At 64.4% G+C, this 11,558-nt stretch carries 15 protein-coding genes; 11 read left to right on the top strand and 4 right to left on the bottom strand.

Features of this window, described 5'->3' with window-relative positions; translation table 11 throughout:
• The first annotated feature begins 195 nt into the window (after positions 1-195).
• The 3 genes from HNP71_RS13030 to HNP71_RS13040 all read left to right on the top strand — a co-directional run bounded on the left by HNP71_RS13030 (position 196) and on the right by HNP71_RS13040 (position 2,296).
• Positions 196-531: a hypothetical protein gene (locus HNP71_RS13030; RefSeq protein WP_183267384.1), complete on the top strand. Its 336-nt coding sequence runs from the start codon at positions 196-198 to the stop codon at positions 529-531.
• A gap of 99 nt (positions 532-630) precedes the next feature.
• A complete protein-coding gene (locus tag HNP71_RS13035) occupies positions 631-1,032 on the top strand; it encodes a hypothetical protein (RefSeq protein WP_183267385.1) in 402 nt (133 codons plus the stop codon).
• Complete coding sequence (locus HNP71_RS13040; RefSeq protein ID WP_183267386.1) at positions 1,025-2,296, top strand: NAD(P)/FAD-dependent oxidoreductase; 1,272 nt, start codon at positions 1,025-1,027, stop codon at positions 2,294-2,296. The genes HNP71_RS13035 and HNP71_RS13040 overlap by 8 nt, the downstream gene beginning before the upstream one ends.
• 65 nt (positions 2,297-2,361) lie before the next feature.
• Here HNP71_RS13040 and HNP71_RS13045 read toward each other — a convergent pair whose 3' ends face one another.
• Positions 2,362-2,952 carry a YjbE family putative metal transport protein gene (locus tag HNP71_RS13045; RefSeq protein WP_183267387.1) on the bottom strand — a complete coding sequence of 197 codons (591 nt, stop codon included), beginning with the start codon at positions 2,950-2,952 and terminating at the stop codon, positions 2,362-2,364.
• 93 nt (positions 2,953-3,045) lie between these two features.
• Here HNP71_RS13045 and purB point away from each other — a divergent pair, with 93 nt between their 5' ends.
• From purB to mctP, 6 genes are read left to right on the top strand one after another with little or no spacing between them, the layout of a single operon-like run.
• Entirely contained in the window at positions 3,046-4,377 is a 1,332-nt protein-coding gene (purB, locus tag HNP71_RS13050; protein ID WP_183267388.1) for an adenylosuccinate lyase, read from the top strand.
• A gap of 7 nt (positions 4,378-4,384) precedes the next feature.
• Positions 4,385-4,573 carry a hypothetical protein gene (locus tag HNP71_RS13055; protein ID WP_183267389.1) on the top strand — a complete coding sequence of 63 codons (189 nt, stop codon included), beginning with the start codon at positions 4,385-4,387 and terminating at the stop codon, positions 4,571-4,573.
• Positions 4,574-4,604: 31 nt separating this feature from the next.
• Entirely contained in the window at positions 4,605-5,243 is a 639-nt protein-coding gene (locus HNP71_RS13060; protein WP_183267390.1) for an NUDIX domain-containing protein, read from the top strand.
• A 4-nt stretch (positions 5,244-5,247) separates the two neighbouring features.
• A complete protein-coding gene (locus HNP71_RS13065) occupies positions 5,248-5,937 on the top strand; it encodes an NRDE family protein (protein WP_183267391.1) in 690 nt (229 codons plus the stop codon).
• A 49-nt stretch (positions 5,938-5,986) separates the two neighbouring features.
• Positions 5,987-6,169 carry a DUF3311 domain-containing protein gene (locus HNP71_RS13070; RefSeq protein ID WP_183267392.1) on the top strand — a complete coding sequence of 61 codons (183 nt, stop codon included), beginning with the start codon at positions 5,987-5,989 and terminating at the stop codon, positions 6,167-6,169.
• A complete protein-coding gene (mctP, locus tag HNP71_RS13075) occupies positions 6,169-7,695 on the top strand; it encodes a monocarboxylate uptake permease MctP (RefSeq protein WP_183267393.1) in 1,527 nt (508 codons plus the stop codon). The genes HNP71_RS13070 and mctP overlap by 1 nt, the downstream gene beginning before the upstream one ends.
• A gap of 33 nt (positions 7,696-7,728) precedes the next feature.
• Here the strand turns inward: mctP and HNP71_RS13080 are convergent, their stop codons facing one another.
• The 3 genes from HNP71_RS13080 to HNP71_RS13090 all read right to left on the bottom strand — a co-directional run bounded on the left by HNP71_RS13080 (position 7,729) and on the right by HNP71_RS13090 (position 10,284).
• Positions 7,729-8,175 (bottom strand): hypothetical protein, encoded by a 447-nt coding sequence (locus tag HNP71_RS13080; RefSeq protein WP_183267394.1) that lies wholly within the window; start codon positions 8,173-8,175, stop codon positions 7,729-7,731.
• 75 nt (positions 8,176-8,250) lie between these two features.
• Complete coding sequence (locus HNP71_RS13085; protein WP_183267395.1) at positions 8,251-8,985, bottom strand: gamma-glutamyl-gamma-aminobutyrate hydrolase family protein; 735 nt, start codon at positions 8,983-8,985, stop codon at positions 8,251-8,253.
• A 12-nt stretch (positions 8,986-8,997) separates the two neighbouring features.
• A complete protein-coding gene (locus HNP71_RS13090) occupies positions 8,998-10,284 on the bottom strand; it encodes a multidrug effflux MFS transporter (protein WP_246344220.1) in 1,287 nt (428 codons plus the stop codon).
• 17 nt (positions 10,285-10,301) lie between these two features.
• Between HNP71_RS13090 and hisB the strand changes: the two genes are divergently transcribed.
• Together hisB and hisH are read left to right on the top strand one after the other, a co-directional pair.
• The gene (hisB, locus tag HNP71_RS13095) at positions 10,302-10,892 is read left to right on the top strand and encodes an imidazoleglycerol-phosphate dehydratase HisB (protein WP_183267396.1); all 591 of its coding nucleotides are present in this window, start codon (positions 10,302-10,304) and stop codon (positions 10,890-10,892) included.
• Positions 10,893-10,895: 3 nt separating this feature from the next.
• Positions 10,896-11,531, top strand: a complete 636-nt coding sequence (gene hisH, locus HNP71_RS13100) for an imidazole glycerol phosphate synthase subunit HisH (protein ID WP_183267397.1) — start codon at positions 10,896-10,898, stop codon at positions 11,529-11,531.
• Positions 11,532-11,558 lie beyond the last annotated feature (27 nt).

Genomic DNA, 11,558 nt, shown 5'->3' on the forward strand with positions numbered 1-11,558 from the left:
ATCTGCTCTTCAGAAAATCGGCTGCCCTTCATCGGTCTATCCCCCAGGAACAGACTCTACACAAAAACGGTCACATTCCAGGGGAGCACGTCACGCGCTGAGCAGACCCAAAAACTTTGGCAACTATATACTTGACTAAGCAGCGCTTATTCCGGGTTGTTGCCTGAGTTTGACCCTGCCGACATACTACTGTGCATGAAGAACGTTCAGATCATCGATGGCGCGACAAACGCCACCTATAGTGTTTTCCAGGCTACGGAAGAGGAATACGCGGCGATTTTTCCGAATGACCAAGACCTTGAACTCATTGAGGATTTTTTCTCTCGTTTGGGCGAAGAAGAAGCAATTCTTATATTATCACCTATTTGGACACGACCGATCCTGAAGCGAGACGCTATGGGTATCCACGGCACTCTGTTCTACAACAACGAACTTCGTCGAAGACACATACCCGCGACAAAGCGAGAAGTTGATTGGAGTGACTCAGGGATCAATCAATTCCAGCGCGACCTGTTCTCACGCCACCGCTAATTCCGCTTGTCCGATCCGTATTCGTCAGAACAGAGCAAAACCGCTCGGCACTTAGTCAAGTATATAGTTGCCAAAACTTTCATTAGATGGTTTTAAAGCATGGTCAAAATCTCCACCTCGCGTCTCGGCTTCATGCTCTGCGCCTTTCTGCTGCCAGGGCTGATCGGCACCTTCGCCAGCTTCTCCATCCCCGCTCCGGTGATCGACGAGCTGCACCAGCAGGAGGCGCTGGACGCCGTGCTCACAGCACCCAATGCCGCCTCGCAGGCGGCGGCCATCGCCGCGCTGGCGGACAAGGTGGACCCGGACACGGCAGCACTCGTAACCAACGGCACCGGCCCGCTGCCCGCGCGCGTGGCGGCGGCGGAACAAAACATGCGCCGCGAGGTGGTGGCGCAGGCAAAAGCCGCAGCTTATAAGATAAGATTAATGGTTATCACCATGACCGTGCTGGGAGCGGTGTTTGGTGTTTTATTAATGGGGCCCAACAAAAATGACTGAGCATGTGAAATCCTACTACGCGGCGACCGCCAACAAGCAGGATGCGCGCCCGCCTCTGCAGGGCAGCCACACGGCGGATGTCTGTGTCATCGGCGGCGGGTTCACCGGCATCTCCGCCGCACTGGAACTGGCCGAGCGCGGCTTCTCCGTGATCGTGCTGGAGGCCGTGCGCGTGGGCTATGGCGCCTCGGGCCGCAATGGCGGGCAGATCGTGAACGGTTACTCGCGCGATCTGGACGTGATCTCCGCCCGCTATGGCGAGAAGGTGGGCAAGGTGATCGGCGCGCTGGCCAATGAGGGCGGCAATATCATCCGCGAGCGCGTGGCCAAGTACAACATCCAGTGCGACCTCACCCCCGGCATGCTCACCACCGCGCTGACGCACAAGCAGATGCGCGAGCTGGAACACCATGTGAAGGTGTGGAACAGCTTCGGGCACGACCAGTTCGAGATGGTGGACCAGGCGGGCTTGGCCAAGCATGTGGTGACAGACCGCTACGTTGGCGGGTTGATTGACAAGAAGGGCGGGCATCTGCACCCGCTCAACTTGGTGCAGGGCGAGGCCGCGGCCTTCGAGTCCCTGGGAGGGGTGATCTACGAGAACTCGCCGGTGGTGTATGTGGACCTTGAGCACACGCTGGTGAAAACCGCTCAGGGCGAGGTGAAGGCGCGCTACGTGTTCGTGTGCGGCAATGCCTATCTGCACGGCGTGCTGCCACAGCTTGAGAACCGGATCATGCCCGTCTCCACCCAGGTGCTGGCCACCGAGCCGCTGGGCGCGGAAGCCGCGCGCCTACTGCCCTCCAATGTCTGCGTGGAAGACTGCAACTATGTGCTAGATTACTTCCGCCGCAGCGCCGATAACCGCATCCTGTATGGCGGCGGCATCGTCTATGGCGGGACCGACCCGGCCAGCATCGTCGACAAGATCCGCCCGCTGATGCTGAAAACCTTCCCCAGCCTGAAGAACGTGCGCATCGACTATACCTGGAGCGGCAATTTCGCCCTCACCCTCACGCGCTTCCCGCAGATCGGCCGTCTGGCGCCGAAGGTGTTCTTCTCGCATGGCGATAGCGGCCATGGCGTGACCACCACACATTTGCTCGGGCGCATCCTGGCCGAGGAAGTGTCGGGCGATAATTCGCGCTTCGACGTGTTCGCCGCCCTGCCCTATTTCCCCTTCCCCGGCGGCAAAACCTTCCGCGTGCCGCTCACCGTCATCGGCGCGTGGTACTATCAGTTGCGCGACAAGCTGGGTCTCTAAAGGGGGCGAAAGCCAAATTTTTTACAATATCGAGGAATTATTTGTAGAGACTTGTCAAACAGTCTCTACACCAGAGCGTGGGCGACTTCCGCCCAGCCTTCCCAGATCATCTTCAGCGCCACATAGAACACAATGCCAATGCCCACCCAGGCCAGCCAATGGTAGCGGGTGAGCAGTCTGGCCACGAAATCCGCAGCCAACGCCATTAGCCCGACGGAGATGGCAAGACCAATCCCCAAAACCACCGGATGCTCCCGCGCCACCCCGGCCACGCCCAGCACGTTGTCCAGGCTCATCGAGACGTCCGCGACGATGATCTTCCAAATAGCACCTTTAAGGCTCGCGGGCGGGGCGCCCTCGCCGCCTTCCTCATGCCCGCCCTGGCGTAGCTCGCGCGCGGTCTTCCACGCCACCCAGAGCAACAGCACGCCGCCAGCCAGTGTCAGCCCGATAACCGCCAGCAGCTTCACCGCCACCAGCGCGAACAGGATGCGTATCACCGTGGCGCCAATGGTCCCGGCCAGGATCGCCTTGCGCCGCTGCTCGGGTGCCAGCCGCGCTACAGCCAGCCCAATGACGATGGCATTATCTCCGGCCAGCACCAGATCGATGAGCAGAATCTGCGCCAGAATGACGAGCAGGGGTAAAATGTCCATGCCGTGGCATAGGCTTGCGCCGGCATGCCTTGTCAATGCCGGAGCGTGGGTCTAGGGCGTGCCTCAAATTTGTCCGCCGCAGGAGCCCCGCCGATGATCCCCCGCTATACCCGCCCGCAAGCCGCCGCCATCTGGACCCAGGAGAACAAGTACAAGATCTGGTTCGAGATCGAGGCCCTGGCCTGCGAGGCGATGGCCCAGCTCGGCGCCATCCCCGAAAGCGCCGCCAAGGTGATCCGCGAGAAGGGCGATGCCGCGATGGCCGTGTTCACCGAGGCCGACACGCAGGAGATCGACGATATCGAAGCCGTGACGCGCCACGACGTTATCGCCTTCCTCACCTGGCTGGCCAAGCGCGTGGGTGAGGATAGCCGCTTCGTCCACCAGGGCCTCACCTCGTCGGACGTGCTGGATACCTGCTTCGCCGTGCAGCTCACCCAGGCGGCTGACCTGCTTCTGGCGGATGTGGACCTCGTGCTGGCGGCGCTGAAGAAGCGCGCCATCGAGCATAAGCGCACCCTCACCATCGGGCGCAGCCATGGCATCCATGCCGAGCCGACCAGCTTTGGCCTCAAGCTCGCGGGCCATTACGCCGAGTTCGCCCGCAACAAGCAGCGCCTGCTCGCCGCCCGCGCCGAAATCGCCACCTGCGCCATCTCCGGCGCGGTCGGCACCTTCGCGCATGTGGACCCGCGCGTTGAAGAATACGTGGCCGAACGGCTCGGCCTCGCCGCCGAGCCGGTATCCACCCAGGTCATCCCGCGCGACCGCCACGCCGCCTTCTTCGCCACGCTGGGCGTCATCGCCTCGGGCGTCGAGCGTCTGGCCACCGAAGTGCGCCACCTGCAGCGCTCCGAAGTGCGCGAGGCGGAAGAGTTCTTCCATGCCGGGCAGAAGGGCAGCTCCGCCATGCCGCATAAGCGCAATCCGGTGCTCTCGGAAAACCTCTGCGGCCTCGCCCGCCTCGTGCGTGCCGCCGTCATCCCGGCCATGGAAAACGTGACGCTGTGGCATGAGCGCGACATCTCGCACTCCTCCGTCGAGCGCGGCATCGGCCCGGACGCGACCGTGACCCTGGACTTCGCCCTGGTGCGTCTGGCGGGCATGATGGACAAGCTGACCATCTACCCCGAGCAGATGGCCGCAAACCTGGAGAGCCTGGGCGGTGTGGTGCATTCCGGTGAAGTGCTGCTGGCCCTGACCAAGGCGGGCATCCTGCGCGAGGACGCCTATAAGATCGTCCAGCGCAACGCCATGGCCACCTGGACCAAGCTCGGCACCGCCGACGCCAAGACCTTCCGCGAGAATCTGCTGGCCGACCCGGAAGTTGCCGGCCGCGTGCCGGAAGCCACCATCGACGCCGCGATGGCCGCCGAGATGCACCACGCGCATGTGGACACCATCTTCAAGCGCGTGTTCGGGTAACGGGTGGATGTACGCCACCCCCCTGCCGGGTGGGCTGTTGCCCGCCCTGGTCATCGGCGGACCGTTCGCGCTGATCATGCTGGCGCTGATCGTGGGCGGCGTCGCCGGCATGGCGCGCAACGCCCCGCCGCGTAAGCCCAAGGCCAAGCGGGGCAAAGCCGTCTCCCTCCCCGAGGCCCAGCCCCAGCCGGTTTGACCCAGACCAAAACCGGCCTAACTTCCAGGGCATGGACATCATCAAGGACCACATGCTCACCGACCCCGCCTTGAAGGCGGAGATCGTGGCGCGTTGCGTCGCCGGGAAGTTCGGCGACGAACCCAGCCATGCCGTGCATTCGCTGGGCAGCGTCACCCTGCCAGACGGCACCCAGCGGCGCGTGCATCTGCGCCACGCGGCGGATGCCGTGCTGCTCGACGATCACGGCCAAGTCGCGCTCATCACCCGCATCCACAACCCCGGACGCGGCAAGCTCGCCGTGCCGGGTGGGTTTATCGACGAGGTGGACGGCAAACCCGAAAGCTCCCGCACCGCCGCACTGCGCGAAGCGAACGAGGAAACCGGCATCAGCCCCGATCTTCTGGTCCAGGCCGAGGTGAGCCAGATCGGCCATCGCATCTATGACCGTCCCTTCGACATCCGCAGCGCCTGGAACAATCTTCCGGGCACCGATATCCGCGTCGGCGAGTTCTTTACCGTCTCCACGCTCGGTTTCCGGGTGAAGCTGACGGGGGATTTGCGCGAAATCCCGCTGCAAGCCGCCGACGACGCTGGTGACGTGCAGGTTTATGAGATCGCCAGTCTGCGGCGCGAGCAATTCGCGGTGCCGGATCATCTGGACATGATCCTCGCCGCCGCGAAGGGCTGAACCAATGTGCTCGATCATCCTGCGCCTCACGCCGGATGGCACCTTCATCGCCGCCAACCGCGACGAAATGGCCACCCGCGCCTGGGAGCCGCCCGGCGAATACTGGCCGGGCATCTGCGGCGGGCGCGACACGCTGGCTGGCGGCACATGGCTGGGGCTAAACCGCGCGGGGGTGATGGCGACAGTGCTCAACCGCACTGGCACGCTCGGCCCGGCGCCGGACAAGCGTAGCCGGGGCGAGTTGCCGCTGCTGGCCCTGTGTGCGGAGAGCGCCGAAGACGCCGCCAAAGCCATCTCGCACCTCGACGCCTCGCTCTACCGCCCCTTCAACATGGTGCTGGCCGATGGCCGCGCCGCTTGGTTCGTGCGCGGCCTCGGTTCCGGGCAGCCCGAGGCTTTGCCTCTGCCGGAAGGGGTGAGCATGGTCACCTCCGGCGAGGTCAATGACCCCACCCTGCCCCGCATTACCCGGCATCTGCCACGCTTTACCGCCGCCCCCTTCAGCGAATGGGGCAATCTGCTCGCCGACTCCTCCGGCGAGCGCGCGGAAAAGATCAACATCCCCGCCACCGAGAACCACGGCTTTGGCACCGTCTGCGCCACACTACTTACCCTGCCGCGCGAAGGCGCATTGGCGCATCTCTTCGCCGCCGGGCCGCCCGATACCACCCCCTTCGCCACGGTCCGCTGCTAACTTGCCAACCCCTCCGGGGTGCTTCATGTCTCGCCCAGGGAGTGAGACAATGATAAGAATTCTGCTGTTTCTGATCTTTGTGCTGGCGCTGGCCGTGCCGTTCTTCAACCGCGCCGCGCCCGCTTTGTTCGGCTTTCCGTTCTTCTACTGGTACCAGATCCTCGTCGTGCCTGTGGGCTCGCTGCTGATCTACGTCGTGTACCGCGTGGAAGACCATGGGGAGGCCGAGTGATGCCGCACGCAACCGCCTCCATTGTCTTCTTTCTTCTCGTCTCCGCCGTGCTGGTGCTGGGCTTTACCGCCAGCCGCTGGCAGTCGGGCGGCGGTGATCTGGGGCATATCGAGGAATGGGGCCTGGGCGGGCGACGCTTCGGCACCTGGGTCTCCTGGTTCCTCATCGGCGGCGATGCCTATACCGCCTACACCTTCATCGCCATTCCGGCGCTGATGTTCGGAGCGGGCGCGCTCGGCTTTTTCGCCATGCCCTATACGGTGCTCATCTACCCCATTCTCTATGTGGTGTTCCCCAGGCTCTGGCGCGTGGCCAAGGCCAAGGGCTACATCACCGGGCCAGAATTCGTGCGCGGGCGCTATGGCAATCGCTGGCTGGCCCTGGCCATCGGGGGCACGGGCATCCTCGCCACCATGCCCTATATCGCCTTGCAGCTCATCGGCATGCAGACAATCATCGGCGCGCTCGGCCTGCCCGGCCATGTGCCGCTCATCGCCGCCTTCGCCGTGCTCGCCGCCTTTACCTGGACAGCCGGTTTGCGCGCCCCGGCGATGATCTCCATCGTCAAGGACCTGCTGATCTACATCACCGTCATCGCCGCCATCGTCGTCATTCCCTCGGAGCTGGGCGGGTTCAGCACCATCTTCGCCAAGGTTCCGGCGCAGAAGCTGCTGCTCGCCACCCCGCCGCCCAGTTCCGCCGGGGCCTATAGCGGCTACGCTACGCTGGCCTTGGGCAGCGCCATGGCGTTGTTCCTGTACCCGCACACCATGACGGGCATCCTCTCAGCCGCCGGGCCGCGCGTGATCAAGCGCAACGCCGTGCTGCTGCCAGCCTATTCGCTACTGCTCGGGCTGCTGGCGCTCATGGGCTTCATGGCCCTAGCCGCCGGGGTGAGGAGCATGCCGCAATTCGCCGATGGCTTCGCCAAATACGGCGCCAACTACGCCGTGCCCGCCTTGCTGCTCAACGCCTTTCCCGGCTGGTTCGTGGGCGTGGCGTTTGGCGCCATCGCCATTGGCGCGCTGGTGCCGGCGGCCATCATGGCCATCGCCTCGGCCAATATCTTCACCCGCGACATCTGGACGCAGTTCATCCATTCCCCCAGCCATAAAGGCGAGACGCTGGTGGCCAAAATCTTCGCCATCTTCATGGTGGTGGGGGCGGTGGCGTTTATCCTGGCCATCCCCTCGGCCTATGCGGTGCAGTTGCAGCTGCTGGGCGGCATGTGGATCATCCAGACCTTCCCCGCCGTGATCCTCTCGGTCTTCACCCGCGCCTTCAATGGCTGGGCGCTGCTGGCGGGCTGGGTTGTGGGCATCGCCAGCGCCACATGGCTGGCGGCGGAGAACCATTTCACCGGGGCAATCTGGGCGTTCCACATTCTGGGCTACACCCTGCCCAGCTATATCGCGCTGGCCACCGTGCTGCTGAACACGGCGGTGGCGGCGGTGCTGAGCCCGGTGTTCCACGCCATCGCCGATGACCGTGGGCAGGATGAAACCACCGAGGCTGATTATGCATGAAACAGTTCGGGGGGCTTTCGCCCCCCGTTTGTCTCAGAAGATCTTGTCGATGATCTCTTCGCCGATCCCGAACCCGGCGCCCATCTCCAGCGCCCGGCCAAAGCCGGAGTTGAGGAACGAGCCGAAAATTCCGCCCTGCTGGGGCTGCTGCGGGTAGCCGTAGCCCGGCTGCGGATACCCCTGCGGCGGCATGGGCTGCTGCGGATACCCCTGCTGCGGCCCGCCCCACGGACTCTGCTGCCCCTGAGACTGGTTGGCCAGCATGTTCTGGACAGATTGCAGCAGATTGGCGACCTGATTCTGCTCGGCCCGGATGGCGAGCGCGATGCTCTTCAAATCCAACAGCCATTCGCGCGCATCCATGTTCCCGGCCTGCGCGGCGGCCTGCATCTTCTGCGCCAGGGATTGCAACTCACCCACCGTCTGCTGCGTCTGGGTTTGCAACTGGCCGTACTGATTATTCACCGTCTGGATGTCCATGATGACCCTCCTTGTTCAAGGGTCATCATATACCGCATTGCGGCAGCTTTTGGACAAACGTTTGTTTTCCGTATGTTACTTCCGCTTCGCCGCGAATTCGGCGCAAGCCTCGCCAAAGGCCCGGAACAGGCGCTCACGGTCGGGGAAATGCGTGACCTCCCATTCGGGGTGCCACTGCACGGCGATGGCGAAGCTCTTCGCTCCCTCCACGCGCACGGCCTCGATGGTCCCATCCGGGGCCATCCCCTCCACCACCAGCCCCGGAGCGAGTTGGTCGATGGCCTGACCATGCAGCGAGTTCACCTGGATCTCGGCAGCGCCAATCAGATGCGCGAGTTCGCCGGTCAGCGAGACGGGGTGCTTGATGTCGAAGCGGTGCTCCCCCTCGGGCGAGCGGTGGTCCATGCGGCCGGGGATGTTATGCACTTCCTGATACAACGTGCCGCCGAGCGCCACGTTCAGCTCCTGCAAGCCACGGCAGATGCACAGGATCGGCATGCCCATATCCAGCGCCGCGCGGATCATCGGCAGGGTGGTGGCGTCCCGCTCGGGGTCGTGCGCGTCGGGCGTGGCGTCGAAATCCACACCATAGCGCATCGGCGACACGTTGGAGGGTGAGCCGTTGAACATGATGCCGTCGATGCGCTCGAGCAGCGGCAGCATGGTCTCGCCCTCGGGCGGAATAAGCACGGGCATGGCGTTGGACGCCGCAACCAGCGCAGCACCGTAACGCGCCGGGGTCGCATGCTGGATATAGCCCGACACGAACTTGGTGCAGGCCGGAATACCGATGAGATTGGATCTGGACATGGTCTCTTTATTTCACTCCGCCGGGGCAAAATTTAGGCGAGGACGGTACAGCGCCGCAAGCAGAGCCAGCAGAGCGCAACCCAGCATCGCGAAAGCCATGGGGCGGGCGGTGCCATCTGCCAGCACGCCCACGGCGAGACCCGCGACGGCGCCGCCGCCATATTGCATGGTTCCCAGCAGGGCCGAGGCGCTGCCCGCATGCGCCTGATGCCGCGAGAGCGCGCCGACCATGGCGCAGGGCGTGAGCAGGCCGAAGCCAATCTCGGCCGCGAGCAACCCGCCCGCCAAGGGCAGCGCCCCCAGAGGATGCAGCGCCAACGCCGCCAGATACAGCGTGGTTCCCAATAGCGCCGCGATGCCAAAGCTGATGACGGCAGGAACGCCGAAGCGGTTCACCAGCGCCGGGTTGAGCTGGTTGTAGCCGATATAGGCCATGGAATTGACGCCGAAGAGCGCGGCATACCCCGCGCTGCTCCACCCGTATTCGCCAATGAATATCTGCGGCGTGGCGGAGAGATACGCGAACAAGCAGGCCGAGTTGGCGGCGCTGACACAGGCATGGGTAAGAAAAGCCCGCTCGCGAAAAATCCGGCCGTAGCGGATCAGCACCTCAATTGTGCCAATGATGGTGCGGCGCTCGCGCGGCAGGGTATCGGGCATGAACCTCCAGGCCAGCACCACCGCCGCCACGCCATAGGCGGCGCAAACCGCGAAGATCACGCGCCAGGAGAACCACCCCACCAGCGCCGCTCCCAGCATCGGCGCGGTGATCGGCGCCACGCCCATCACCAGCATCAGCTTGGAGAACAGCTTCGCCGCCGCGGGACCGTCCGCGAGATCGCGCACCATGGCGCGGGGGATCACCGTGGCGGCCGAAGCGCCGAGTGCGGTGAGGAAGCGGAACACCACCAGCGAGCCCACGCTCCAGCTCAGCCAGCAGCCGATGGAGGCCAGCGTGTACAGCACCAACCCGGCCAGCAGCGGGGTGCGCCGGCCTAAGCGGTCGGAGAGCGCGCCCTGGGTCATCTGCCCGATGGCGAGGCCAATGAAATACGCCGCCAGCGAGTATTGCGGCGCCGCCGCGCTGTGGAACTCCCGCGCGATCTGGGGAAAGGCGGGAAGGTACATGTCCGTGGAGACAGGCCCGACGGCGATGAGAAACCCGAGCAGATACGGCAGTTTGGCGGTAACGCGGCGGACCATGCCGCAGGTCTTACCCGTGCGGGGCGCGCTGGTCCAACCGGTAAAACCGCAACAGAGCGTTGCCGCCACCATGCGCGGTTTAATTTCCCGCGCCATTGTTGTACGCGTTCGGCATGACACGCATCTCCGAACTCAGCCGCAAGACCTCCGAAACCGATATCACCCTCCGGCTCGACCTGGACGGCACCGGCAAGACCGATATCGACACTGGCGTCGGCTATTTCGACCATATGCTGAGCGCCTTCGCGCGCCACGGGCTGTTCGACCTGACGGTGCGCTGCAAGGGCGATCTGCATATCGATGCGCACCACACGGTCGAAGATGTCGGCATCGTGCTGGGCCAGGCTTTGACCAATGCGCTGGGGGCCAAGCGGGGCATCCAGCGTTTCGGCCATGCCGTGGCGCCCATGGATGAGGCGCTGGTGGAAGCCGCCATCGACCTTTCCGGCCGCGCCTTCGTGGTCTGGAATGTGAGCTTCGAGCGCCCGATGCTGGGGCAGATGGACACGCAGCTCGTGGAGGAGTTTTTCCGCGCCCTGGCAGGCAACGGGCTGTTCAACCTGCACGTCATCCAGCGCGCCGGGCATAACGCGCATCATGTGGCCGAGGGCGCGTTCAAGGCCGTGGGCCGGGCGTTGCGCGCCGCCGTGGCCATCGAGCCGCGCGTGGCGGGGGACATCCCCTCCACCAAGGGCGTGATCTAAGCCATGCTGGTCGCGGTCATCGATTACCAGAGCGGCAACCTCGCCTCCGCTGCACGCGGCTTGGCGGTCGCCGCCGCCCAGCGCGGCATCAAGGCCAACGTGCAGATTACCTCCGACCCGGACCTCGTGGCCCGTGCCGACCGCATTGTGCTGCCCGGCCAGGGCGCCTTCGCCGATTGCGCCAAGGGGCTGGCCAGCGTGAGCGGGCTGGAAGAGGCCATGTTCAAGCGCGTGGCGCAGGGCGCGCCGTTCTTCGGCATTTGTGTGGGCATGCAGCTCATGGCCGAGCGCGGGCTGGAACACGGCGTCACCCCGGGCTTCGGCTGGATCAAGGGCGAGATCGCGCCGATGGAGGTTGGCAACGCCCGTCTGCCGCATATGGGCTGGAACGAGTTGCGCTTCATCCCCGGCTCGCACCCCCTGCTGGCCGGGCTGGTGCCGGGCGACCATGCCTATTTCGTGCATTCCTATGCGCTCAAGGGCGGTTCGGTGGACCAGATCATCGCCACCACCGATTACGAGGGGGAGGTCGTCGCCATGGTCGCCACCGGCAACATGGCTGGCACGCAATTCCATTCCGAGAAGAGCCAGCAGGTGGGGCTGCAAATCCTGGGGAATTTCCTTACCTGGGAACCCTGAAGCCCACAAAGGAGGGGAGGCAGAATA

Source organism: Acidocella aromatica, assembly GCF_014201825.1.
GTDB classification, from domain to species: domain Bacteria; phylum Pseudomonadota; class Alphaproteobacteria; order Acetobacterales; family Acetobacteraceae; genus Acidocella; species Acidocella aromatica.